Origin of the sequence: Phenylobacterium sp., from assembly GCF_036502675.1 — a bacterium.
Classification (GTDB): Bacteria; Pseudomonadota; Alphaproteobacteria; order Caulobacterales; family Caulobacteraceae; genus Phenylobacterium.
Genome location: NZ_DASXYF010000055.1, coordinates 1 through 23615, shown reverse-complemented (window position 1 = coordinate 23615; position 23615 = coordinate 1). Strand labels below are relative to the sequence as shown.

General features: G+C 71.3%; 20 protein-coding genes. 10 read left to right on the top strand and 10 right to left on the bottom strand.

All coding sequences use genetic code 11. The features are described 5' to 3' along the window. Positions 1-14: 14 nt before the first annotated feature. Both VGL30_RS06470 and VGL30_RS06465 read right to left on the bottom strand, forming a co-directional pair. On the bottom strand, positions 15-3194 hold the full coding sequence (locus VGL30_RS06470; RefSeq protein WP_331538051.1) for an efflux RND transporter permease subunit: 3180 nt from the start codon (positions 3192-3194) through the stop codon (positions 15-17). Further along, positions 3194-4273: an efflux RND transporter periplasmic adaptor subunit gene (locus VGL30_RS06465; RefSeq protein WP_331538005.1), complete on the bottom strand. Its 1080-nt coding sequence runs from the start codon at positions 4271-4273 to the stop codon at positions 3194-3196. The genes VGL30_RS06470 and VGL30_RS06465 overlap by 1 nt, the downstream gene beginning before the upstream one ends. Positions 4274-4522: 249 nt before the next feature. Between VGL30_RS06465 and VGL30_RS06460 the strand changes: the two genes are divergently transcribed. The 3 genes from VGL30_RS06460 to VGL30_RS06450 are packed head-to-tail and all read left to right on the top strand — an operon-like array spanning position 4523 to position 7001. Then, positions 4523-5638 carry a DUF2336 domain-containing protein gene (locus VGL30_RS06460; RefSeq protein ID WP_331538003.1) on the top strand — a complete coding sequence of 372 codons (1116 nt, stop codon included), beginning with the start codon at positions 4523-4525 and terminating at the stop codon, positions 5636-5638. A gap of 34 nt (positions 5639-5672) precedes the next feature. Further along, the gene (locus VGL30_RS06455; RefSeq protein ID WP_331538001.1) at positions 5673-6455 is read left to right on the top strand and encodes an NAD kinase; all 783 of its coding nucleotides are present in this window, start codon (positions 5673-5675) and stop codon (positions 6453-6455) included. 51 nt (positions 6456-6506) lie between these two features. Continuing rightward, a complete protein-coding gene (locus VGL30_RS06450) occupies positions 6507-7001 on the top strand; it encodes an Hpt domain-containing protein (RefSeq protein ID WP_414694963.1) in 495 nt (164 codons plus the stop codon). 5 nt (positions 7002-7006) lie between these two features. On the opposite strand, the gene VGL30_RS06445 is transcribed toward VGL30_RS06450, so the two are convergent. After that, positions 7007-7792, bottom strand: a complete 786-nt coding sequence (locus VGL30_RS06445) for an NUDIX hydrolase (protein WP_331537997.1) — start codon at positions 7790-7792, stop codon at positions 7007-7009. A 56-nt stretch (positions 7793-7848) separates the two neighbouring features. Next, positions 7849-8997, bottom strand: a complete 1149-nt coding sequence (locus VGL30_RS06440) for a DUF2336 domain-containing protein (protein ID WP_331537995.1) — start codon at positions 8995-8997, stop codon at positions 7849-7851. A gap of 141 nt (positions 8998-9138) precedes the next feature. Here VGL30_RS06440 and VGL30_RS06435 point away from each other — a divergent pair, with 141 nt between their 5' ends. The 6 genes from VGL30_RS06435 to VGL30_RS06410 all read left to right on the top strand — a co-directional run bounded on the left by VGL30_RS06435 (position 9139) and on the right by VGL30_RS06410 (position 16166). Beyond that, positions 9139-10086, top strand: coding sequence for a LysR family transcriptional regulator (locus VGL30_RS06435; protein ID WP_331537993.1), 948 nt, complete (start codon positions 9139-9141; stop codon positions 10084-10086). A gap of 149 nt (positions 10087-10235) precedes the next feature. Further along, positions 10236-11216 (top strand): Rieske 2Fe-2S domain-containing protein, encoded by a 981-nt coding sequence (locus VGL30_RS06430; protein WP_331537991.1) that lies wholly within the window; start codon positions 10236-10238, stop codon positions 11214-11216. Positions 11217-11278: 62 nt separating this feature from the next. After that, positions 11279-12469 (top strand): amidohydrolase family protein, encoded by a 1191-nt coding sequence (locus tag VGL30_RS06425; protein WP_331537989.1) that lies wholly within the window; start codon positions 11279-11281, stop codon positions 12467-12469. A 38-nt stretch (positions 12470-12507) separates the two neighbouring features. Next, positions 12508-13338 (top strand): acetoacetate decarboxylase family protein, encoded by an 831-nt coding sequence (locus tag VGL30_RS06420; RefSeq protein ID WP_331537987.1) that lies wholly within the window; start codon positions 12508-12510, stop codon positions 13336-13338. Between the two features lie 19 nt (positions 13339-13357). Beyond that, positions 13358-14173 carry an SDR family NAD(P)-dependent oxidoreductase gene (locus tag VGL30_RS06415; RefSeq protein ID WP_331538049.1) on the top strand — a complete coding sequence of 272 codons (816 nt, stop codon included), beginning with the start codon at positions 13358-13360 and terminating at the stop codon, positions 14171-14173. A gap of 190 nt (positions 14174-14363) precedes the next feature. Continuing rightward, a complete protein-coding gene (locus tag VGL30_RS06410; protein WP_331537985.1) occupies positions 14364-16166 on the top strand; it encodes a hybrid sensor histidine kinase/response regulator in 1803 nt (600 codons plus the stop codon). Between the two features lie 202 nt (positions 16167-16368). On the opposite strand, the gene VGL30_RS06405 is transcribed toward VGL30_RS06410, so the two are convergent. Further along, a complete protein-coding gene (locus tag VGL30_RS06405) occupies positions 16369-17211 on the bottom strand; it encodes a transglycosylase SLT domain-containing protein (protein ID WP_331537983.1) in 843 nt (280 codons plus the stop codon). Between the two features lie 106 nt (positions 17212-17317). Between VGL30_RS06405 and VGL30_RS06400 the strand changes: the two genes are divergently transcribed. Beyond that, positions 17318-17467, top strand: a complete 150-nt coding sequence (locus VGL30_RS06400; protein ID WP_331537981.1) for an energy transducer TonB — start codon at positions 17318-17320, stop codon at positions 17465-17467. Here the strand turns inward: VGL30_RS06400 and VGL30_RS06395 are convergent. The 5 genes from VGL30_RS06395 to VGL30_RS06375 all read right to left on the bottom strand — a co-directional run bounded on the left by VGL30_RS06395 (position 17451) and on the right by VGL30_RS06375 (position 23081). Next, positions 17451-18482, bottom strand: coding sequence for an FAD-dependent oxidoreductase (locus VGL30_RS06395; protein WP_331537979.1), 1032 nt, complete (start codon positions 18480-18482; stop codon positions 17451-17453). The genes VGL30_RS06400 and VGL30_RS06395 overlap by 17 nt on opposite strands. A gap of 47 nt (positions 18483-18529) precedes the next feature. Further along, on the bottom strand, positions 18530-19345 hold the full coding sequence (locus VGL30_RS06390; protein WP_331537977.1) for an RNA methyltransferase: 816 nt from the start codon (positions 19343-19345) through the stop codon (positions 18530-18532). Then, the gene (locus VGL30_RS06385) at positions 19342-21450 is read right to left on the bottom strand and encodes a M13 family metallopeptidase (protein ID WP_331537975.1); all 2109 of its coding nucleotides are present in this window, start codon (positions 21448-21450) and stop codon (positions 19342-19344) included. The genes VGL30_RS06390 and VGL30_RS06385 overlap by 4 nt, the downstream gene beginning before the upstream one ends. 73 nt (positions 21451-21523) lie before the next feature. After that, positions 21524-22192, bottom strand: a complete 669-nt coding sequence (locus VGL30_RS06380; protein WP_331537973.1) for a bifunctional 4-hydroxy-2-oxoglutarate aldolase/2-dehydro-3-deoxy-phosphogluconate aldolase — start codon at positions 22190-22192, stop codon at positions 21524-21526. Between the two features lie 241 nt (positions 22193-22433). Then, positions 22434-23081, bottom strand: coding sequence for a hypothetical protein (locus VGL30_RS06375; RefSeq protein ID WP_331537971.1), 648 nt, complete (start codon positions 23079-23081; stop codon positions 22434-22436). Positions 23082-23615 lie beyond the last annotated feature (534 nt).

Below are 23615 nucleotides of genomic sequence, written 5' to 3'. Positions count from 1 at the left end.
GTCGCCGGCCCGCGTTACTCCGCGGCGTTGGCGGCGGTGATCTTCTCGTCCCGTTCGAAGGCCTCGATGCGGCGGGCCACGGCCTCGGGCGACATCGTGAAGCGGGCCAGCATGTTGTAGAACACCGGCACGACGAACAGGGTCACCATGGTGGTGAAGATGGCCCCGAAGAACACCACCACCCCGATGGTCTTACGGCTCTCGCCGCCGGCCCCGCCCCAGACGATCAGCGGGATCGCGCCCGCCGCCGCCGAGATCGAGGTCATCACGATCGGCCGCAGGCGCAGCGAGGCGGACTCGATCACCGCCTCGCGGATCGACAGCCCCTGGTCGCGCAGCTGGTTGGCGAACTCCACGATCAGGATGCCGTTCTTGGCGGCGATGCCCACCAGGATGATCAGGCCGATCTGGCTGTAGGTGTTGATGGACGACCCGGCGATCAGCAGGCCGAACAGCCCGCCCAGCGCCGCCACCGGCACGGTCATCATGATCACCGCCGGGTGGATCCAGCTCTCGAACTGCGCCGCCAGCACCAGGAACACCAGCACCAGCGCCAGGCCGAAGGCCAGGCCCACCGCGCCGCTGGCCTCCAGGTAGTCGCGGGCCGCCGAGCCCCACTTGATGGTGAAGCCCGAGGGGTGCTTGGCGATCTCGCCGCGGAAGAAGTCGATGGCTTGGGAGACGGGATAGCCGGGATTGAGCTGGACCGTCAGGGTGATGGCGCGCAGCCGGTCGACGCGCGAACGGTCCGGCGTGTCGCCGCGCACCCGGCTGGTGACCAGGGCCGAGAGCGGCACGGGCGCGCCGGCGGCGGTGCGCACGTACAGGCGGTTGAGGTCGCTCTCCGATTGGCGGCCGGCGCGGTCGGTCTGCAGGATGACGTCGTACTCCTGCCCCTGCTTGATGTAGGTGGTGACCTTCTCCGAGCCGAACATCGCCTCGAGCGCGTGGCCGACGGACTCGGCCGAGACCCCGAGAGCTGCGGCCTTCTCGCGGTCGAAGTCGACGATCAGCCGCGGGCTGGTGGGCTCGTAATCCAGGCGCGCCCGGGACATGCCGGGATTGGCGAGCGCCGCCGTCAAGACCGGCTGGATCCAGCGCTCGATCTGCGGATAGTCGTCGCCGGCGACGATCAGGTCGACGCTGTTGCCCCCTCCGCCTCCGCCGCCCCCCCCGCGCTGCAGGCCGCCCTGCGGGATGGCGATGGCGCGGATCGAGGTGACCGCCGCGAACTCCTTGTTGAGCTGCGCCGCCAGCGCCTCGGAGGTCATCTTGTGCTTGCCCTGGTCGGGCAGGGCGGCGTTGCCGAAGGCGGTGTTGAACTGGGCCGAGTTGAACCGCGGCTGGCCGACCACGTAGCGGTCCAGCACGCCCTCGCGCAGGTATCTCTGCAGGATCGGCTCGAGCCGCCGCACGCCTGCGTCCACGTAGTCGAACCCGGAGCCCTCCGGCCCCTGAATGTTGAGCTGGACGCGGCCGCGGTCCTCCTGCGGCGTCAGCTCCCGCGGCAGGACGCTGAACAGGCCGCCGGCGGCGAGGGCCAGGAGCAGCACCAGCGCGACGGCCACGACCGAGACGGCGCGGCGGCCCAGCAGGCTTTCCAGCGAGGCGCGGTAGGACTGGCGCACGACGTGCACCAGTCGTTCGACGGTGCGGGCGACCACGCCGGCGCCCGCCGCCGGGCGCAGCAGGCGCGAGGCCAGCATCGGTGAAAGGCTGAGGGCCAGCAGGGCGGAGAACCCCACCGCCGCGGTGATCGCCACGGCCAGTTCGACGAACAGCTTGCCGATGTACCCCGGCATGAACATCAGCGGCGCGAACACGCTCATCAGCACGACGGTGGTGGCCGCCACGGCGAAGAACACCTGCCGGGCGCCGCGCTGGGCGGCGATGATCGGCGGCTCACCCTCGTCGATCCGCCGCTGGATGTTCTCCACCACCACGATGGCGTCGTCGACCACCAGGCCGATGGCCAGCACCAGGGCCAGCAGGGTGAGCAGGTTGATGGAGAACCCCAGCGGCGCCAGGACGATGAAGGTGGAGAGGATGCAGATGGGGGCCACGATCGAGGGGATCAGGGCGGCGCGCCAGGTGCCGAGGAACAGGTAGTTCACGAGCGCGACCAGGGCGAGCGAGATCCCCATGGTGATCCACACCTCATGGATCGCCTGGGCGGTGAAGACGGTGAAGTCGACCACCACCTCCAGCTTGGTCCCCTTGGGCAGGGAACGGTTGACCTCGGCGATCAGCTTGCGCACGCCCTGGGAGATCTGCAGGTCGTTGGCCTGCGACTGGCGGGTGACGCCCAGGCCCACCTGCTCGTGACCGTTGGTGCGGAAGGTGCGCCGCCGGTCGTCCGGCCCCTCCTCCACCCGGGCGATGTCCCCCAGGCGCGTCACATAGGCGTCGCCTCTGGCGGCCGAGGCCACGCCGGCGGGCGCCGGCTGAGCCTTCGCCACGGGGATCGGCAGGCGGACGAAGTCCTCCGGCCGCGAATAGGTGCGGGCGACGCGGATGGTGAAGTCCTTGGCCGGGGCCTCCAGGGCGCCCGCCGGCAGCTCCAGGTTCTGGGCGTTCAGCGCGGCCTCGACATCGTCGATGGTGATCCCCCGCGCGGCCATGGCGGCGGGATCGAGCCAGATGCGCATGGAATAGAGCTGGCCGCCGTTCACGAACACCTGGGCGACGCCGGGCACGGTCGAGAACCGCTCGACGAGATAGCGGTCGGCGTAGTCGGAAAGCTGCAGCCGGTTCATCGTCGACGACGTCAGGCTGAAGAACATGATCGGTTGCGAGTCGGCGTTCGCCTTGGCGATCTGCGGCGGGTCGGCCTGGCTCGGGAGCAGGGAGACCACCCGGCTCACCGCGTCGCGCACGTCGTTGGCGGCGTCGTCCAGGTTGTGGTCCAGGGTGAAGGAGATGTTGATCCGCGAAAGGCCGTCGCGGGAGGACGAGGTGACACGGTCGATGCCCTGGATGCCGGCCACCTGGCGCTCGATCACCTGGGTGATCCGCTCCTCGATCACCTCGGCCGATGCGCCCAGATAGGTGGTGGAGATCGAGACCACCGGCGGGTCGACGCTGGGGAGCTCCCGCACCGACAGGGCGGCGAAGGCCGCCAGGCCCACGACGCAGAGGATGATCGCCGCCACCGCCGCCAGCACCGGACGCCGGACAGAGATGTCGGAGAGCATCATGACGCCGCGCGGGCGCCGGGCGGCGGCGCGCCCGCCGCGCCCAGGGGATGCACCGGCTGGCCGGGCTGGATCTTGTTGAGCCCGTCGGCCACCAGGCGCTCGCCGGCCTTTGCGCCTTCCTTCAGCTCCACGAAGCCCCGCTGGCGGGCGCCGGTGAGCACCGGGCGCTGCTCGGCGACGAATCCGCGGCCTTTCGCGGCGATCACGTAGACGAAGGCCGCATCACCCTGGACGGAGACCGCGGCCTCGGGCGCGGCCAGGCTCTGGCGCTGGCCATGGGCGACGGCCACGCGCACCAGCATGCCGGGCTTCAGCCGCCGGTCGGGATTGGCGAACTGGGCGCGGGCGGTCATCGCGCGGGTGCGCTCGTCGACGCGGGTGTCGAGCTTGGCGATACGGCCGGAGATGCTCAGGCCCGGATAGGCGTCCACGGCGCCGGTGATCGCCTGGCCCTCGTGCAGCACCGACAGGTAGCGCTCCGGCACCGGGAAATCGACGCGGATGGCCGACAGGTCGTCGAGGGTGACGATGGCCGCGCCCGGGTTGACCAGCGCGCCCGGCGCCACGTCGGTGAGGCCCACGACGCCGGCGAAGGGCGCGCGGATGTAGCGGTCGCCCCGCCGGGCCTGGGCGGCGTTCAGGTCGGCGACGGCCGAGAGGTAGGCGGCCTCGTACTGGTCCACCGAGGACTTCGCCGCGAACCCTTTGTCGGCCAGCGTCTTCCAGCGCTCGAACTCGCGCTCGGCCTGCAGGCGCTTGGCGTCGGCCTGGGCGACGTCGGCGTCCTGCTCGGAGCTCTTCAGCTCCACCAGCACCGCGCCGCGGGGCACGTACTGGCCGTCATGGAAATTGACCTTCTGGACGAGCTGGGTGGCGGCGGCGGTCAGGGTCACCGACTGGCGGCCCTTGGTCACGCCCAGCACCTCGATGGCGTCGGCGAAGCCCTGGGTCGTCACGGTGGCGACGCTCACCGGCGCACCGCCGTCAGCGCCGCGCCCCTTGCCCGCCGGCGCGGCCCCCGCCGTTCCGCCTTGGCCCAGCATGAGCTTGGCGCCGACCGCGACCACCATGAGCATCAGGATCGCGATCGCGCCTGCAAGAAAGAAATGGCGTCGCAACACCTTACAGCTCTCTCCATCGCCCCGGCCTGGGGCGGCGTCCGATAACGATTACCCATGCTCGTAAAGCCAAGCCATGCACCCCGTCCATAACAGAACGATGGCGCGGCGTGCCTACGCGGCGAACTATTGGCGCTGTTAACCATGTTTTCATGCGACGCGGTAACATTCACGTTCGGGGTTGTTCGCATCGACGGAGAGTTCCTGATGAACTTCGCCGCGGGCGACGACGGCCTCCTGCAGATCGCCCGCAGCCGTGCGCCGGCCGACCGCGAGCATCTGCTGCTGGCGCTGGTGGAGCTCTGCGACGCGCGCCGGAGCGCGCGGGTGATGTCCACCGCCCCGGTGCAGAAGCTGCTGAGCTCGATCTTCCTGGGCGTGGTGGCCGAGGCCGAGCGCGACATCCGCATCCGGCTGGCCGACAAGCTGGCCGAGGCGACCTGGGCGCCGCCGGCCCTGGTCAACCTGCTGGCGCTGGACGACATCGAGATCGCCCGGCCGATCATCGCGGCGAGCCCGGTCCTGCAGGACTCCGACCTGGTGCGGCTGCTGCTCGAAGCCACCATCGACCATCAGATCGAGGTGGCGCGCCGGCCGAAGCTGGGACCGCCGGTGGTGAGCGCCATCCTGCGGCAGGCCGAGCCGGCGGTGCTGACCGCGCTCGCCGGCAACGTCTCCACCGAACTGTCCCGCGGCGACCTGCATCAGTTGGTCGCCGTCTCGTGCCGGATCGCCTCCCTGCGCTCGCCGCTGACGCGCCATCCGCAGCTCACCCGGGACCTGGCGTACGAACTGTACGTCTGGGTGGGCCAGTCGCTGCGCCAGGCCCTGGTCGGCCGTTTCCACCTGGACGCCGAGGCGCTGGACGCGGCGCTGGGCGAGGCGGTGCGCGAGGCGCACGGCGGCCAGCCGACGGCGGGGCCGGCGGCGCACGGCGGCGACGGACGGCGCGTAGCGATGGAGCGGCGGCTGGTGGACAAGCTGGAGCATGCCGGCCAGCTCCGCCCCGGCTACCTGCTGCGGGCGCTCAGGGAACGCAAGCTGTCGTTGTTCGTCGAGAGCCTGGCCGCCCTGGGCCGCTTCGAGCCGCGGGAGGTCCAGCGGGCGATCGACAGCGACCAGCCGGAAATCCTCGGCCTGGCCTGCGCGGCGGTGGGCATCGACCGCAGCGTCTTTCCCACCATCCTCGAACTGGTCCGCAAGCTGAACGGCGGCCGGCCGCGCGGCGGGGCGGAAGGCGGGCGGCGCGCGGCCGGCGCCTTCGGCTCGTTCTCGCCGGCGGTCGCCGGGGCGGCGTTCCGCCAGGCCGTGCAGTCCGTTTGACAAGCCGGGCGGCCTGGCTCTTCCTGGCCGGCCCATGACCTGGCCCGACCCCCTAGCCACCCGCATCGCCTTCGTCGCCAGCGACCGGCCCGAGGCCGAAGAGGCCCGCCGCGAGCTCGTCGCCCGCTACGGCGAGCTCCCGCCGTCCGAGGCCGACGTGGTCGTGGCCTTGGGCGGCGACGGCTTCATGCTGGAGACCCTGCACCGGCACATCGGCCGGCCCTGCGCGATCTACGGCATGAACCGCGGCTCAGTGGGCTTCCTGATGAACGAGTACAGCGCGCAGGACCTGCCGGCGCGCATCGCCGGCGCCGAGCGCGCGGTGATCCATCCTCTGCGCATGTCGACGCTGGACGCCGAAGGCCGCACGCACGACGCGCTGGCCATCAACGAGGTCTCGCTGCTGCGCCAGACTCGGCAGACGGCGAAGCTGAAGATCACCGTCGACGGCAAGGTGCGCCTGGGGGAGCTGCAGTGCGACGGGGCGCTGATCTCCACGCCGGCGGGCTCCACCGCCTACAACCTCTCGGCCCACGGCCCCATCGTGCCGCTGGACGCCAAGGTGCTGCCCTTGACGCCGATCAGCGCCTTCCGCCCCCGCCGCTGGCGCGGCGCCCTCCTGGCCCACACCGCCCGGGTGACTTTCGACATCCTCGAGGCCGACAAGCGGCCGGTGAGCGCCGTGGCCGACAACTTCGAGGTGCGCGACGTGGTCCGCGTGCAGGTGGCGGAAGACCGCGGCCTCAGCCTGACCATGCTGTTCGACGCCGGCCGCAGCCTCGAGGAGCGCGTGCTGGCCGAGCAGTTTTCGGTCTGATCCCCTCATCGGTTTATTAACGCCTGCCCGGTACTTATTGGCGCAATCGACATGGAGGCCCGCGTGAGCCAGCAAAATCCGGGGCAGCTTATTCAAGTCCCCAACACCCTGCGCCTGAAGGTCGGCGGCCGGTTCGGCGCCATCGATCCCAGCGCCATCGCCAAGGCCGAAGCCGCCCTGAAAAGCCTGTCGGGCAACTTCGCCCAGTGGCTGCAGGACGAGGTGTCGAAGCTCGAGCAGGCGCGCCAGCGCGTGCGCGCCGAGGGCTCGACGCCGGAAACCCTGGAGTCGCTCTACCTGCGGGCCCACGACCTCAAGGGCCTGGGGGCGACCTACGAATTCCCGCTGATCACCCGCATCGCGGCCTCGCTCTGCAAGCTGATCGACGACAAGGAGAAGCGCACGGGCGCCTCCATGGCGCTGATCGACGCGCATATCGACGGCATCAAGGCCGCCATCCGCGACGACATCAAGACCGACGACCACCCGGTGGGCAAGGTGCTGGTGACCGAGCTGGAACGCCGGGTCACCGAGACCGGCGTCTAGCCTCCCTATCCGGCCATCGCCACCGGCACCTCGACCGCGCCGTAGCCGGCGTCGGGCGGCAGCACCAGGACGCGGCCCTCGGGGCGCTCCTCCACGCTGGGCTGGACGCTGATGAACGGCCGCGACCTCGCCCGGGAGATCGCGTCGGCGGCGCTGGCCGCCTCGCCAAGCAGGCCCAGGTTGGTGCGGGTGGGGAACACCACCTTGCGCTCGCCGGCGCGCCATAGACGCAGCGCCTCCCCGGGCCTCACCCACTCCAGGTCCACCGTCTCGCGCCCGTCGCAGACCCCGAGCTGATCGGCGGGGGCGTGGGCGACGTAGAACCAGGTGTCGAACCGGTGCGCCGTGATCGTCGGCGTGATCCAGCGGGCGAACGCCACCACGGCGTGCAGGTCGATGCGGGCGTCCAGGCCCGTCACCACGTCCAGGAACTTGGTCGTCCCGGCGTCCACCGCCTTGCGGACCTCGATCGGGCAGGCGTCGGCGCCGATCGCGCCGCCGTCGGCGCGGCGGGCCAGCAGCACGCCCACCTCCTCGAACACCTCGCGCACGGCGGCGATGCGCAGGCCGCGCTGGGTGTCGTCGTAGTCGCCCCATCCGTCGGCGTGGGCGGCCCAGTCCGGGTCGAGGTCGTCGTCGTGGGTCTTGCCGCCCGGAAACACCAGGGCGCCGCCGTGGGTCCGGGTCTTGTCGTGGCGCTTGACCATCAGCACCTCGAAGGCCGGGTCGTCGCGGAGAAGCATGACGGTGGCGGCCGGCACGGCGCGGGCGGGAGCTTGAGCGTCGGTCATGGCCGTAACTTGGGCCCGCCGGCCGCCGCGGGCAAGCCTCGCGGACGGTTCGCCGGTCAGGCGCTCTGCACCGTCCGGGCGGAACGGCGGGCGTCGCCAGTGATGCGGTCGACCTTGTCCAGCAGGTAGTCGACATCCTCGCGGCAGACGGTCTGCGCCTGGGTGAGGAAGCGCTGCAGCATGTGTTCCTGGAACCGCTCGCGGTCGCGGGCGCCGCCGTCCAACTCTATAGTGTGGAAGGTGTCGACGCCGGCGCGGAACGCCGGCAGCAGCCGCGCCGGCAGGCCGGCCCGCTCGTAGATGGCGCGAAGGCCCAGGGGCCCCGCGTCGTGGATCATCAGCCAGGTGCGGTGGTGCGGCACCCCGGCCAGCTCGGCGATTCCCCACTCGAAGAAGGTCATGTGCCCGTGCGCCAGGGCGCGCAGCAGCAGGGACGCGGTCAGGCGCTGATGCTTGTTCAGGTGGGCCACGAAGGCCTTGACGTCGGAGGTTCGGCCGGCCTGGTCCACCAGGTCGATCGTGGCCCGCTCCTTGGCGCCCATGGCGATCTGCAGGGCCGTGTCGGGCGACAGCGCGTGGGCGGTGACCAGGTGGTCCAGCACCTGGTCGCCCACCAGGTCGATCAGCTTCTCGGTGACCGCCGGCGGCAGCACGTTGCGATAGGCGACGGCGGCCAGCACGCGCTCGGACTGCTCGAAGCGGTCGATCACCTTCTGCAGGGTCTTCTCGCCGAAGTCGGCGTTGTCGTTGGCGCAGGCCGCCTCGACGGCGCGTTCGCTCCCCACTTCGGCGATCACCTCGGTGACGGCCTGCGACAGCTGCGGCCGCTTGGCGATGGCCACCTGCCGCACCGGCCCGCCCAGGCGGACGATCTCGGCCAGGTCCTCGTCGGTGAAGGCCGGCGAGAACGACAGCATCGGCAGGGAGACGCTCTCGATGTCGCGCGCCAGCCGCAGCGCCACGTCGCGCGGCACTGCCGGCGAGGTCTTCAGGGTCACGGCGACGGCGCGGCGCACCAGGTCGGCGGCGTCGCGGCACATCACCCGCAGGATGTCGTGGGCCCGCTCGCGCTCCTCGTCGGTGAGCGTCGCCCGCTCGATGGTGCGGCAGAGCTTGTGCGCCGCCACCGCGCGTTCGTCGGCAGTGGCGCCCTTCACCAGCGTGCGGATGTCTTCGTCGGTCAGCGCCGCGCGTGTCGTCGACATATCCCCCTCGACATCCTCCTGGATGGCCCCCGCGGATAATCTCCGGTTAGGCTTAACGATCGGTTTAGGGACTCGCAGTCCGCAGCCGTTCAGGCCGCAGCGTTTTGCGCCTATGGTCGAAGCGGCGGCGAAGGGGTGCGTATGACCTCGTGGCACGGGATCGACGAATTTCTCGCCGTGGTGGAGGCGGGAAGCTTCACGCGGGCGGCCGAGGCGCTGGGCGTGTCGAAGTCCTTCGTCTCGAAGGTGGTGAGCGACCTGGAGGCCAGGCTGGGCGCCCAGCTGATGGTGCGCACCACGCGGCGGCTGTCGCTGACGGCGGCCGGCGAGCTGTTCTTCGAGCGGTGCCGCGCCCTGCGCGGCGAACTGGGGGACGTCGAGCGGTCGATGGCCCAGTTCCAGTCGCGGCCGGTGGGCCGTCTGCGCATCGCGCTCAGCGACACCTTCGGTTCGGACTTCATGTCGGCGCTGCTGGCCGACTTCAGCGCCGTCCATCGCGACATCGCCATCGAGGCCATCGTCTACCTGCGCGAGACCGACCTGGCGCCCGAGCGGTTCGACGTGGTGATCCGCTACGGGGCGCTGGAGAACTCCTCGGCGCACGCGCGATTGTTCGGCTACATGTCCTACTGCCTGTGCGCCTCGCCGGACTATGTCGCCCGGCATGGCTGGCCCGCCTCGCCCCGCGACCTGGCCCGCCACAACTGCCTGAGCAACATCAGCGGCCAGTATCATTTCAACGGCGGCGTGCGGGTGCGGGTCAGCGGCAACTGGGTCAGCAACAGCGGCATCGCGCTGCGCTGGGCGACGCGCCAGGGCCTGGGCCTGGCGCACCTGCCGGTCGCCGTGGTGCGCAACGACCTGCTCGACGGGCGCATCGTGGCGATGCAGGACGAGTGGACCTTCTACGACCAGGAAGTCAGCGCCGTGTTCCCCTCCGGCATCACGCCCACCGCGACGCGGGCGTTCATCGACTACCTGACCACCCATTTCAAGCTGGGGAAGACGCGCCCGTCGGCGGCGTCGCTGCGCGCCCTTGCGGACCACCTGTACGGCGCCGCCCCAGGCGGCGGGATGGCCGCCGATTAGGCGTTCTGGGTGAACAGTACTTCCATCGGCGCGCGCTTCCGCATCCTGTCGCCAGCCCTACAATGCGGCGTCGAACCCCGGGGCCGGACAACGGCCCCGTCAAATCGGCCGGGACGAGGAAACCAATGCCGCAGGTCCAGCGCTTTCCGATGGGTATTCCGTACGGCTGGTTCTTCGTGGGCTACTGCGACGAGTTGGCGACGGGCGAGGTGCGGCCCCTGCACTACTTCGGCCGCGACCTGGTGATGTTCCGCAACGGGTCGGGCCGGGCGGTGATGCTCGACGCCCACTGCCCGCATCTGGGCGCGCACATCGGCTACGGCGGCAAGGTGGACGGCGAGCTGATCCGCTGTCCCTTCCACGGCTGGGGCTATGACGCCGACGGCTACTGCAAGGACATCCCCTACGCCAAGGTGACGCCGCCGGTCTGCAGGCGCGAGCCGGTGATCGGCAGCTATCCGGTCCGCGAGGCCAACGGCGTCATCTGGTGCTGGTATCACCCGCACGACATCCAGCCGCTGTTCGACGTGGCGGTATATCCGGAGTTCACCGACCCGGCCTGGGCCCGGCAGACCCGCTTCGAGTGGCGCTGCGCGATCAATCCGCAGGAGGTCGCCGAGAACGGCATCGACACCGCCCACTTCGCGTTCGTGCACGAGACGCCGGCCGTGCCGGAGGGCGCCTCGAGCTACGAGGGCCACGTCCGGCGCACGGGGTCCGACGGCTGGCGCGAGATCGACCTGCCGGACGGGGGCAGCAAGCGGATCGCCACCTCCATACGGACGGTGATGAACGGCGCCGGCCAGAAGATCACTATGCTGCAGGGGGTGGCCACGGTGTGGCTGCTGGTGCTGGTGACGCCGATCGAGGCCGACGACGCGGAGATACGCTTCTGCTTCACCCACCCGGTGGCCCAACCCGGCTCCGCGGAAGAGGCGGCGCTGCAGCAGGCCTGCGCCAGCATCGCCGGCGCCAAGGGCGTGATCGCCGACCTGCCGATCTGGCAGCACAAGATCCACCGGGCCAAGCCGCTGCTGTGCGACGGCGACGGCCAGATCCTGCGCTTCCGGCAGTACTTCCAGCAATTCTACGCCGCCGAGCGCGAGCCGGAAAAGGTCGCGGCCGAATAGGGTTGGAGACGAAAGTTAAGCCCGGTCCGGCGTCGCCGGCGGGCTTCCAGGGAGGAGCCGCTTTGGACCGTTACCTCGTCATCTCCTCAGACGGCCACGCCGGCCTGCCGCCGGAGCGATACCGCGACTACCTGGAGCCGAAATACCGCAGCATCTTCGACGAGCATCTCGCGCAGGCGATCAGGGAGCGCGAGGAAGCCGAGAAGTTCATGTTGATCAGCGAGTTCAACACCAGATGGCGGGCCGAGGCCGGCGAGGGCCTGCGCGGCGCCTGGGACCCGGACATCCGCAACAAGGTGCTGGACCGTGACGGCGTGGTGGCCGAGGTGCTGTTCCCCGACGGCATCACCGAGCGCAACTCCCCGCCGTTCGGCGCGGACCTGGGCATGCGGCCCGCCGGGGCCGATCCCGAACTGCAGTGGGCCGGGGCGCGGGCCCACAACCGCTGGATGGCCGAGTTCTGCGCGCATTCTCCGCTGCGGCGCATCGGCGTGGCCCTGGTCCCGGCGTTCTGGGACGTCGAGGACAACCTCAGGGAGATCCGCTGGGCCAGGCGGAACGGCCTGAAGAGCGTGATGCTGCCGGTGCTGGTGGAGGGCCAGGCCAGCTACAACCACCCCAGGTACGATCCGATGTGGGAGCTGATCCAGGACCTGGGCCTGGTGGTGAACTTCCATTCGGGGGCGGCGCCCGACTACGACAAGGAAACGCCCGGCTGGGTCGGGGTCTACGTCTGCGAATACCAGTTCTGGATGACCCGGCCGCTGTTCGCGATGGTGTTCGGCGGGGTGTTCGACCGCTTCCCGCGGCTGAAGGTCAGCTTCACCGAGGCCGGCGGCGACTTCTGGTGGCACTGGATGATGCAGTTGATGGACTTCCGCGCCGCCGTGAAGAAGGGCAGCGCCAAGATGGGCGACCACAGCCGCAACCTGTCGATGAAGCCCAGCGAGTTCTTCCGCCGCAACGTCTGGGTGGGCAGCTCCGCCCAGATGGAGGACGCCCGGATGGAGGACTATTACAAGATCGGCGTCGACCGGATCATGTGGGGCACCGACTACCCGCATCCGGAAGGCTCCTGGCCGGACACGCCGCGCCAGATGGCCGGCAGCCTCGGCGGTCTGCCGGAGCCGGAGTTGGCCGCGGTGCTCGGGCTCAACGCCGCGAAGCTCTACGACCTCGACCTCGCCCCGCTCAACGCGCTGGCCGCGAAGATCGGCCCGCAGACATCCCTGTTCAACCGGCAGGCGGCCTGACCCGCCCCGCCCCCACGATATCCAGAAGGAGAAACCAGATGGCCAAGCTGCGCTTCGTGCAGGACCCCGCCAGGCTTGAGAAGGCGCTGGCCGCGCGCCGCGCCGACCCCAAGCCCAGCGACTCGCAGATGATCCGCATCTTCTACGAGACGGACCCGGAGATCGTGGCGGCCCTGCTGCCCCGGCCGCTGAAGCCGGCGTCGCGCCCGGAGATCATGCTGCAGTTCTCGCACGTGGTCATGCGCCCGGCGCCAGGCGTGGAGATCCCCTGCGCCAACGCCACGGTGGCCGTGCTGGCCAACTATCAGGGCCGCGAAGGCTGGTACGTGCTGATGATGCCGATGGAAGGCGAGTGGGTGGTGATCAGCGGCCGGGAACGCTTCGGCGAGCCCAAGAAGCTGGCCGACGTGGCCTTCACCAACAGCGACGGCAAGGTGACGGCCTCGGTCACGCGCCACGGCGTCACCTTCATCGAGGTGGAAGCCAACCTCGCCGACCCCATCCAGCCGAAGACATGGACGGAGCACCTGTTCTGCTACAAGGGGCTGCAGAACATCGAGACCAACTTCGGCTTCGACGGCGACTGCTTCCTGACCCAGCTCAACTGGGACCGGGAATGGCGGTCGGGAAACAACCTCGCCGACGCGAAGATCACCTTACGCGAATCCGCCGTCGATCCGATCGTCGACGTACCGGTCCGCAAGATCGTGGGCGGCGTCTACGGCAAGGGCTCGGCCATCACCGGCGGCGAGATCCTGCAGAAGGTGCCGGGGGAATGGCTGCAGCCGTTCTACTACGGGCGCTACGACGACAACGCGACGGGCGGCATCGAGGTCGCGCTCGCTTCGGAGCAACTGGCAGTTGCGTAGCTTTGCACGCCGCGTCGCCGTGGTCAGCGGCGGCGCGAACGGCGTCGGGCGCGCTCTGGGAGCTCAGCTGGCCTCCCGGGGCGCGCACGTGATCCTGACCGACATCAACCCCGCGCGCCTGGAAGAAACCGCCGCGGAGCTGCGCGGCCGGGGCGGCGACGTCATCGGCGTCGTCGCCGACGTCACCCAGGCGGATTCGGTGCAACGGCTGGCCGACGCCGTGTTCGACCGGCACAAGACGGTGCACCTGCTGTTCAACAACGCCGGCGTCGGCGTCGGCGACATGCGCGCGCCCTTCTGGGACCTGCCGATCAAGGACTGGCGCTGGGGCTACGACGTGCACGTGATGGGCGCGGTGCACGGGATCAAAGCCTTCGTGCCGCGGATGATCGCGGCCGGCGAAGAGGGTTTCGTGGTCAACTCCACGTCCTCGAACGGCGCGCTCACCTCCAGCCCGTCGACCCCGGTCTACGCGTCGTCGAAGGCGGCGCTGGCCAGCCTGACGGAGGTGCTGCGCGGCCAGCTGAAGCAGCACGCCCCGCAGATCAAGGTGGGGCTGCTGTTCCCCGGTCCCAGCCTGGTGAACACCGAGCTGCTGCGTTCGCCGCGCCCCGAAAGCTACGTCGACCCCGCGCTGCCGTCCCTGCCCGGCCGGCCGATGTCCGAGCTGGCGCAGCGGATGGGCGGGATCCCGATGACCGAGCCCGAAGACGTGGCGGCCTTCGCCATCGGCTGCATCGAGAAGGAGCAGTTCTGGATGCTGCCGGAGAAGACCGACACGAACGGCCTCGAAAAGCGCACCGCCGACATCCTGGCGCGGCGCAATCCGGACTGAGACCCCTGCCCTCCGGCGGCGGATGCGCCACAGGATGAATCCAACAGCCCGCAAGAGGCTTGCTCGCGCCTGCATCTTCCGCGCGAAGCTTGACCATTGGGCCATCTGGAAGCTGTGGATTAACGATCTTCGCTAACCCCCCGCCAACCGTGTCCCCGTATCCTCGGGGCCTAACCGTCGAGGGCCGCCCGTGAAAGTTGATTTTCCACCCGTCCAGGCCGCCGCGGCCCGGGGCGGACTGTCGGTGACCCAGCAGGCGCTCGAGGCGCAGACCGCGCTGCTGCCCTACGCCCTGGGGACGTTCGGGGTCAGCCTGCCGATCTACGTCTGGGTGGGCGCGCACGCCACCGACGTCCTGCCGATGACCGGTTCGCTGGCGATCTTCGCCTCCGCCTGGGCGGTGTTCTACGCGGTGGTCAACTGGCTGAAGCAGCCGGCGGCGCAGAACCTCGCCCGGCGCGGCCGGGTGCACATCCTGGCCGGGCTGTTCTGGGCGGTGGCCATCGCCCAGCTGGCGCTGTTCGCCGACCAGTCCGGGCCGGCGCGCGAGCCGCTGTTGCTGATCTCCCTGGCCGCCGCCGCCATCTGCATCTTCTTCACCGCCCCCTGGCTGCCCAGCCTGCTGATCGTGGGCCCGGCGGTGGCCGCCGGCCCGCTGATCGTGCTCTTCGTGCGCCCCGAGACCCAGGAGCTGGCCAACCAGGGCTGGGGCGCTATCGCGCTGGCCCTGGCCCTCGCGCTGATCCTCAACCGCATCCTGCGCCGGCAGTTCGCCATGGCCGCCGAGCGCGAGGTGCTGATCGCCGACCGCGCCGGCATGGTGGAGGAGGCCAGGCGTCTAGCGCAGTCCAAGTCCGACTTGGTGGCCACCCTCTCCCACGAGATCCGCAACGGGCTCACCGGCGTGGCCTACGTCCTGGCCGCCGCCACCGGCCGCGGCGGTCGCTCCGCGCCGTCGCGTGAGCAGCTGTCGGCGGCGCTGGACGCGGCCAACGACCTGATCGAAGTCCTGAACACCACGCTGGATTCCGAGACCGCCGAGGCCGGCCGCCTGGCGATCGAGACCCGCGCCTTCGAACCCGTCGGCCTGGTGCGCGACCTGGTGCTGCTCAGCCGCCCCAACGCCGCGGCCAAGGGCCTGGAGTTCACGCTGCACGTGGACCCGGAGCTGGACATCGCCCGCTGCGGCGCGGCCATCGCCGACGCCGCCCGCGTGCGCCAGATCGTCTCCAACCTGGTCGGCAACGCCCTGAAGTTCACCCTTCGCGGCCGGGTGGAGGCCCGCGTCGAGCGGGTCGGCGACACGCGGCTGGCCATCGAGATCGCCGACACCGGCCCGGGCCTGACGCCCGAGGAGATGGAGGCGGCGTTCGAGCCCTTCCAGCGGGTGGAGCGCACCAGCGCCGGCACCTCCGGCGCCGGCCTGGGCCTGTCGCTGTCGCGCCAGCTCGCCCGGCTGATGGGCGGCGACCTCCTGGGCCACAGCGCGCCGGGCGTGGGCAGCTGCTTCCGCCTGGAGCTGCCCTATGATCCCGCGGCCGCGGCCGAACCGGCGCCCGACGGTCTGGACGCTCCCGCGCCGGCGGCGGAAGGCCGGGCCCTGCGGATCCTGGTGGCGGAGGACGACGCGCTGAACGCGGCCATGCTGCGCGCCATCCTCGAACAGCTCGGCCACCAGGTGGTGCACGCCCTGGACGGCCGCCGCGCCGTGGAGCTGGCGCGGCTCTGCGACTTCGACCTGATCATGATCGACGGCCGCATGCCGGTGCTGGACGGCCCGCACACCATCGCCGAGATCCGCGCCCTGCCCGACGGCGCGGGCGAGCGGCCGGTCATCGCGGTGATCGGCGGCGACGCCGACGAGGCCCGCGAATGCGCCCAGGCCGGCGCCGACGCGGTGCTGCGTAAACCGGTGAGCGTCGGCGGCGTCGCCCGCGCCGTGGCCGACGCCGTCGCCGTCGAGCGCGCCGGCGGCATGCGCAACGTGGCGTAGGGCCAGGAAGCGAGAACCTGGGAGCCTCGCGCCAGTTCGTGACACACGGTCCTGATGTTTTGAAATTCTACCTTGCGAGGCAGAGTTAGCTCGGCTGAAGCTTGGCTATGCTGCGCATTCATTCCAGCACCGCTGGTCTACATGCTGGCAAGCCGGCCAGCCGAGGAAATCGGGCAGGTCGCGCCACATCGGCGGCGCCAAATCAGCTCTTGTCCTGCGCCCGTGCGTCGGCCAGCAGGCGCAGCATCTCGCTGGTGAACAGCGATCCGGCCAGGCCGGAGCCGGACGACCCCGACGAGCCCCCGGCCATGGGGTCGAGGCCCTGGGGGCCGCGCAGGATCATCTCCACCACCACGTCCTGGTCGCGCTGGCGCTCGCGGTTGCGGGCCGAGGCGTACTGGACGAAGCCGTCGTCCCGGGCGGGCTGCTCGGCGGTCGCCTGCCCGGCGCCGCCGGTGCGGGTGAGGTTGGCGTAGAGCTCGGCCACCGTCGCCGGCCGCCCGTCGCGGTAGAAGATCGAGCGGTTCGACTGGGCCGCGTCCGGGAACAGCGCGGCGGCCGCGGCCCCGGGAGTGGCGCGCGCCGCCTCGATCAGCCGCGCCGAGCCGTGCGGCCCCAGGAAATGGGCGGCGTAGAGCTCGCCGGAGGTGGGCGAGCGTCCCACCCGGCCCTTCAGATAGGCCGCGTGGTCGGAGGCCAGCTCGCCAGCCATCAGCGAGGCGGCGTGCGGGTCGAGCCGCAGGTCCATCACCGCCTTGCGCGCGTCGCCCGAGCCCACATGGTAGCGGCCGTCGGCGCCGCGGCTGATCAGGTCGGCGTAGCGGGCGTAGCCGTACTTGGCCCCGTGCTGCTTGAGCGTGGCCAGCCAGGTCTGCTCGACGAACTGGAACAGGCCCGCGGCCGAGGAGGTCGGCGCCTTGGCCCTGGGGTTCATGCCGCTCTCGCGGCCGGCGGTCTTCAAGAGGAAGCCGAAGTCGACCCCCGTCGCCTCCGACGCGCGCTGGATCGCCGCTTCGACGACGCCACGGATGCCCTGAACCGCCATGCCCCAGTCCTGAACCGACACGGTTAACGCAGCGCTAACCATAACCGCACGGGGCGGAGCCGCGCCGCCTTGACGCACCGCCCGCGGCCAGGTCGCCGATTGCCGGATGCTGCCCGAAAGCCCGGCCGGCGAGGGCTTCGGCGCGGCGGCCCTGCAGCTGTCCCGCGACTTCCGCATGAAGCCGCAGACCGAGGACGGCCGGCCGGTCGACGGCGCCGAGGTCCGCATCCCGATCCGCTTCACCCTCGGGAGCTGAGCGTCCGTCGCGGGTCGAGCCTGGCCGCGAATGGACCCGGCTCGGCTCCCGCCGCATAGGCCGCGACGGCCTGCGCCACCAGCGGCGCCAGCAGCCAGCCGTTGCGGCGAGCGCCGGCGGCGATGAGCACCCCCGGCGCGGCGCTCGGTCCCACGAGCGGCAGGCCGTCGGCGGTCGCGGCGCGCACGCCGACGGCGGCGGTCATCGGAGCCTCTGCCAGGAGCGGGAACAGCCGGGCGGCGGCGGCGCGCAGGCGGCCCACCTGTCCTGAGTCGACGCGGCGGTCGTCGCGCCCCGGCTCCATGCTGGCGCCGACCAGCAGGCCGCCGGCGGCGGGAACGGCGTAGGCGCCGGAGCTGCGCAGCACGGCGCCCAGCGCGCCCGGGCCGCGCAGGATGTGGCCCTTGATCGGCGTCAGCCGCGCCAGCTCCGGCGCCAGGCCGATGAGCATGCGCCCGGCGCCGGTGGCGACCACCAGCAGGTCGAAGCCGGCCGCGCCGTCGACGGCGGCTTGATGGAAGGCGACGCCCGCAGCCTCCCCCGCCCGGCGCAGGGCGGCCAGGGCCGCGGGCGCGTCCAGGCGCCAGTCGCCCTCGACCGCGAACCCGTGGCGGACGGCCGCGGCGAGGCCGGGCGCGGCCGCTTCCAGCCCGGCCCGGTCCACCGCACGGACGCCGGCGCCCAGGCTGCGAACGCGCTCCGCGGCCTCCTCCAGCCAAGCCGCGTCGCCGACGGCCAGGGCGGCGGTGCGGTCGAGCACGATCCCGGCGCGCTCGGCCAACGCCGGCCACAGGTCGCGGGCGGCGGTCAGCAGGTCGAAGTGCAGGCGGGCCAGCGGATCGAGCGCCGCCTCGAACGCCGGCGCCAGCATGCCGGCCGCCACCCCGGAGGCGTTGTCGCCCGGCGGCGCGGGATCGTGGACGGCGACCTCCAGGCCAGCGTCGGCCAGCGCCAGCGCCGTGGTCAGTCCCAGGACCCCCGCCCCGGCCACCAGCACCTTGCGACGTCCGCTCATGCGCCTAACGAGCGGGTCGGGCGGCGAAATGCAAGGGGCCCGGCGCCCTATCCCGTCCGGCTCAGGTGGTGCAGCACGATCCCGCTGGCGACGGCGACGTTGAGGGAATCGAACCCGCCGGACATCGGGATGCGCACCCCGCGGGCGCGGGCGAGAATTTCCACCGGCAGGCCCGGGCCTTCGGCGCCCAGCAGCACGGCGCAGCGCGGCGGGCGCGGCAGATCGGCCAGCGCCGTGGCGCCGGCGGGAGCCAGCGCCAGGGCCTCGAAGCCCGCCTGTTCCAGCAGGTCCACCACGTCCACGCCGGGCGCCAGGCGCACGAAGGGCGTGGTCAGGGCCGCGCCCACCGAGACCCGGATCGCCTTGCGGTACAGCGGATCGCAGCAGCCGGCGTCCAGCAGCACCGCGCCGGCCCCGAAGGCGGCGGCGTTGCGGAACACCCCGCCCACGTTGTCGTGGTTGGACAGCCCGACCATGACCACCGCCAGCGCCCGCTGCGGCAGGCTGCGCAGCAGCGCCGCCGGATCCGGATCGGCCGTCCGCCGGCCCAGCGCCAGCACGCCGCGGTGGATGTGGAAGCCCACCAGGGCGTCCATCACCGGCTGTTCCGCAAAGTAGACGGGAACCTGCGGCGGGACCTGCGCCAGCAGGGGCGCCAGCGCCTCGGCGCGGCTGGCCGCCACCAGCACCGACTCCAGCGGATGGCGGCCCGCGGCCAGCAGCTTCTCCAGCACCACCACGCCCTCGGCGACGAACGCGCCGCCGCGGCCGGCCAGGTCGCGCTCGCGCACCTCGCGGTAGCCGGCGACGCGCGGGTCCTCCGGCTCGGCGATGCGGACGCCGCGCCCCTGCCCGGCCGTCACCAGACGCGGACGCGCTTGTCGGGCGGCAGGTAGAGTTTCCCGCCGGGCTTGACGCCGAAGGCCTCGTACCAGGCGTCGACGTTGCGCACCGTGTCGGCGCGGTATTCGCCCGGCGAATGCACGTCGGTCAGCAGGGCGCGGCGCAGGGCCGCCTCGCGGTATTTCGACCGGTAGTTCTGCGCCCAGCCCAGGAACAGCCGCTGGTCGCCGGTGAAGCCGTCGATCACCGGCGAGGGCTTGCCGCCCAGCGACAGGCGGTAGGCGTCGGCCGCCACCGCCAGCCCCGCCAGGTCGGCGATGTTCTCGCCCAGCGTCAGCTCGCCGTTCACGGACAGGTCCGGCAGCGGGCGGTAGGCGGAATACTGCGCCGCCAGCGCCGCGCCGGACGCCCTGAAGTGCTGCATGTCCTGCGGCGTCCACCAGTTGTTCAGGGCGCCGTGCGCGTCGAACAGCGCGCCGGTGTCGTCGAAGCCGTGGCTGATCTCGTGGCCGATCACCCCGCCGATCGCCCCGTAGTTCACCGCCGGGTCCGCGGCGGGATCGAAGAACGGCGGCGACAGGATGGCGGCCGGGAAGATGACCGCGTTCTGCAGCGGCGCGTTCAGGGCGTTGACGTCCTGCGGGACCATGAACCACTCCTGGCGGTCCACCGGCCGGCCCAGCTTGGCCAGGTTGCGGCGGTATTCGAACAGCTCGGCGCGCTGCTGGTTGCCGTAGGAGTCGCCGGCGGTCACCTCCAGGCCGGAATAGTCGCGCCACCTGTCGGGATAGCCCACGCCCACCTGGAAGTTGGCCAGCTTCTCGTGCGCCCTGGCCTTGGTCTGCGCCGTCATCCAGTCGAGGCGGTCGATGCGCCGGTCGAAGGCGGCCAGGATGTTCTTGACCATCTCCTCGGCCTCCGCCTTGGCCTGGGGCGGGAAGTAGCGCTCGACGTAGAGCCTGCCCACCGCATCGCCCAGCGCCTCGTTGGTGCGGTCGACGCCGCGCTTCCAGCGGGCCGTCTGCTGCGGGGTGCCGGAGAGCGCCCGGCTGTTGAAGGCGAAGTTCTCGTCGACGAAGGGCCTGGAGAGGAACGGCGCGCCGCGCTCAATGGCGTGGAACGCCAGGTAGTCGCGCCACGCGGCGATCGGCTGCGAGCCCACCAGCCTGGCTATGCCGCTGATGGCGGTGGACTGCCAGGCGCCGAGCTGCGGCTGGCTGCTCAAGCCCGCGGCCTGGAAGTAGCTCTCCCAGTCGAGGCCCGGCGCCTTGCGGGCGAACTCGGCGGGGGTCCAGCGCACGTCGTTCCTGACGACGTCGGTGGACTCCACCCCGGTCCAGTGCACGCGGGCGATGGCGGTCTCCAGGGCCAGGATGCGCTGGGCGCGGGCGGCGTCATCGGGATAGCCCGCCAGGCGGAACAGGTTGGCGATGTGGCCCGCGTACTGCTCGCGCAGCTCGCGGAACTTGGGCGCGTCGGAGAGGTAGTACTCACGGTCGGGCATGCCCAGCCCGCCCTGCATCAGGTAGGGCAGGTAGCGGTTGGTGTCGTGCAGGTCCTCCACCACCCACAGGCCGAACAGCCGGTCGGTGGTCAGGTCCGTGGAGTTCAGCGCGTCCACGTCGGCGCGCAGGCTGGAGCCCAGCTCGCGGGCCAGGTCCTGGCGGGTCGCGATGGCGGCGATGCGGTCGAGCTCGGGCTTCAGCGGCCGTGCGCCCAGGGCCTCGACGGCCGCCTCGTCCATGAAGCTGGCGTAGTAGTCGCCGATCTTGCGGGCGTCGGAGCCGGCGGGCGCGTTCGCCCGGGCCGCCTCGCCGATCAGGTCGGCGGTGCGCTTGCTGGCGGCCTCGCGCAGGACCGCGAAGGTGTTGTAGCTGGAGCGGTCGGCGGGGATCCCGGTGGTCTTCGCCCAGGTCCCGTTGGCGTAGGCGAAGAAATCGTCGCCGGGCGCGACCGTCTTGTCCATCCCGGCCACGTCGAAGCCGAAGCTGCCGTACTGCGGCTTCGGCCCGGGCGGCGCCGGCGGCGCGACGGCGACAGGCACGGACCTGGCCGTGGCGCAGGCGCCCAGCGCCAGGGCGGCCAGCGCCAGGGCGGCCAGGCTGAGGATCTTCCAGGGGATCATGTCGCCTCCCGTCGCCGCGGGTTCGCCCGCGCGCTCCCTGTCCATATGGCCGTCCGGACGGCGGCGCCCAAGCCTAGGCGCGGATCTTGCGGATCAGCTCCACCGTCTGGCGCACCCGGGCCTCGACGCCCTTCCAGTCCTTGGCGTCCAGCAGCGGCTTGGTGACCAGGTTGGAGCCGATGCCCACCGCCACCACCCCAGCCTCGAACCAGGCGCGCAGGGAGGCCTCGCTCACGTCCACCCCGCCGGTGGGCATCAGCCGGGTCCAGGGCATCGGCCCCAGGACCGCCTTGACGAACTCCGGCCCGCCGGCCGCGCCGCCGGGGAACAGCTTGACGATCTCGCAGCCCAGCTCCTCGGCCAGGCCGATCTCGCTGGGCGTGGCGCAGCCCGGGCTGTAGGGGACCTTGCGGCGGTTGCAGACCCTGGCCACGTCGGGATTGAGCAGCGGCCCGACCACGAACCGCGCCCCGTGGGCGATGTAGAGCCCCGCCGTCGGCGCATCGACGATGGAGCCCGCCCCCATGACCACGCTGGGGTCCGCCTTGGCGAAGTGGCGGGTGACCTCGGCGAAGACCTCGGACGCGAACTCGCCCCGGTTGGTGAACTCGACGCACTTGGCCCCGCCGTCGGCGCAGGCTTGGATGACCGAGATGCAGGTCTCCACGTCCGGGTGCTGGAAGACCGGGATCACCCCCTGGTCCATCATGGCGGCCAGCACGGCCATCCGGTCCTTCACCATGCGTCGTCTCCGCGGGGCTCGCGCCTGTCTTCGCGCGATCCGGGGAGGAACGGAAGCGCCCTTTTCCTCCCATGTCCCGCAGAGGACGGGGGAGGTGGCGCGCCCTCCCCGGGTCCGGCCTGTGGGCCGGCCTCCGGGATGAACTCCGAGGGCGCGACGGAGGGGGCGTGCCGACACGCTGCGCACGACCAGGCCGCCGGCGCGGCCGTCCAAGCACGGCCGCGCTCGTTATCCGCTCCGGTTAGGGTTGGGTCACCTTGGTCGTCGTGGTGACCGAACCCGACGGGGCCGCCGCAGGACTTGTCGTGCGCCGTACCACATGCGTCCGCGTGGAACGACGGGCGCTGGCCGGCTGCTGGGTGGTGACTGTCGTCTCGACCTGCGTCGGCGGCGTCTGCGCAGTCGCTACCGCTGCGTTGCGCGCGGCCGCCGCGTCAGCCGCCGAAGTCGCCGCAGATTGCTGGGCGGCGTCGGCGCGTGAGTTGGCTTCCGCAGCCTGTTGCTGCGCGGTGGCCGCCTGGTCTCGGGCCGCAGAGACCCCTTCCCTCTGGGCGTCCTGCGCAGCGGCGAGGGACTCGTCCTTGCGCCGCTGCAACTCGCCGATCGCGGTGTCGGCAAGGGCGGACGCCCGGATGGCCTCTCTGATTGAAGGCGACTTGTGGCCGGCCGCCAGATCTTCCTTGGCGGTCGCCAGGGCTGCCCGCGCCTCGGCCGTCTCGCGCGGCGACTCGGTGCTGGCGCCGATGGATTCGGCCGTGTGGATCTTGGCCTCTGCGGCGGCGATGGCTTCGCGAGCACGATCAGCCTTGCTTGCCTGCGCCGGCGTGGTGACGGCCAAAGCCATGGCGCTTGAGGCGAGGAGTGATGCGAAGAGCGTTTTACGAGGCATGGAATTCTCCTGCCATCCTATTGGCGTGGTGTTGCAACGGCTGACGCTGACAAATGTTGCAAGCCCGCCAAAGATCTGGAGCGGCCTGACCTTCAGGGCTCGAAGCGACGACCCGCGAGGATTCTTCTCGCGCCGTACCGACGTCTACCCACCACCTATCTCGCACGTTGGCGCCGTCCGCCTGGCGAGGTTCATCGCCAACGCCGGCCAGCGGGCTATAGGCCAGCGGCGGAAATCGACCGATTGTGTTGAAAAAGGCCGTTCTTGCGCTTCGGCGTGGAATTTTCTGGCCCCTGGCGGCCGCCGCGAAAATTCATACGACGGGACTCGTTGTCTTCAAGGTTGGTGCAGGTCGATTTTGGCCTTTTTCAACACAATCGACCCTTGGCGGCGTTTGAGAATGTCCGCTGAGGGGCGGCGTAGCCATGCTGGTTGCGAGGCCGCCGTGCGGTTTCGGTCCGGTTCGCACTCGAAGCGGCTCGTGTCGGCGTCGCGGTCGGGTTAAGTCTCCCGCACCCTCGGCTTCAAAATCTC

Coding starts and splice junctions, on each gene's coding strand:
- VGL30_RS06470 (WP_331538051.1), bottom strand. CDS start 3,194: ATGCTCTCCGACATCTCTGTCCGGCGTCCGGTGCTGGCGGCGGTGGCG.
- VGL30_RS06465 (WP_331538005.1), bottom strand. CDS start 4,273: ATGCTCATGGTGGTCGCGGTCGGCGCCAAGCTCATGCTGGGCCAAGGC.
- VGL30_RS06460 (WP_331538003.1), top strand. CDS start 4,523: ATGAACTTCGCCGCGGGCGACGACGGCCTCCTGCAGATCGCCCGCAGC.
- VGL30_RS06455 (WP_331538001.1), top strand. CDS start 5,673: ATGACCTGGCCCGACCCCCTAGCCACCCGCATCGCCTTCGTCGCCAGC.
- VGL30_RS06450 (WP_414694963.1), top strand. CDS start 6,507: ATGGAGGCCCGCGTGAGCCAGCAAAATCCGGGGCAGCTTATTCAAGTC.
- VGL30_RS06445 (WP_331537997.1), bottom strand. CDS start 7,792: ATGACCGACGCTCAAGCTCCCGCCCGCGCCGTGCCGGCCGCCACCGTC.
- VGL30_RS06440 (WP_331537995.1), bottom strand. CDS start 8,997: ATGTCGACGACACGCGCGGCGCTGACCGACGAAGACATCCGCACGCTG.
- VGL30_RS06435 (WP_331537993.1), top strand. CDS start 9,139: ATGACCTCGTGGCACGGGATCGACGAATTTCTCGCCGTGGTGGAGGCG.
- VGL30_RS06430 (WP_331537991.1), top strand. CDS start 10,236: ATGGGTATTCCGTACGGCTGGTTCTTCGTGGGCTACTGCGACGAGTTG.
- VGL30_RS06420 (WP_331537987.1), top strand. CDS start 12,508: ATGGCCAAGCTGCGCTTCGTGCAGGACCCCGCCAGGCTTGAGAAGGCG.
- VGL30_RS06405 (WP_331537983.1), bottom strand. CDS start 17,211: ATGGCGGTTCAGGGCATCCGTGGCGTCGTCGAAGCGGCGATCCAGCGC.
- VGL30_RS06400 (WP_331537981.1), top strand. CDS start 17,318: ATGCTGCCCGAAAGCCCGGCCGGCGAGGGCTTCGGCGCGGCGGCCCTG.
- VGL30_RS06395 (WP_331537979.1), bottom strand. CDS start 18,482: ATGAGCGGACGTCGCAAGGTGCTGGTGGCCGGGGCGGGGGTCCTGGGA.
- VGL30_RS06385 (WP_331537975.1), bottom strand. CDS start 21,450: ATGATCCCCTGGAAGATCCTCAGCCTGGCCGCCCTGGCGCTGGCCGCC.
- VGL30_RS06380 (WP_331537973.1), bottom strand. CDS start 22,192: ATGGTGAAGGACCGGATGGCCGTGCTGGCCGCCATGATGGACCAGGGG.
- VGL30_RS06375 (WP_331537971.1), bottom strand. CDS start 23,081: ATGCCTCGTAAAACGCTCTTCGCATCACTCCTCGCCTCAAGCGCCATG.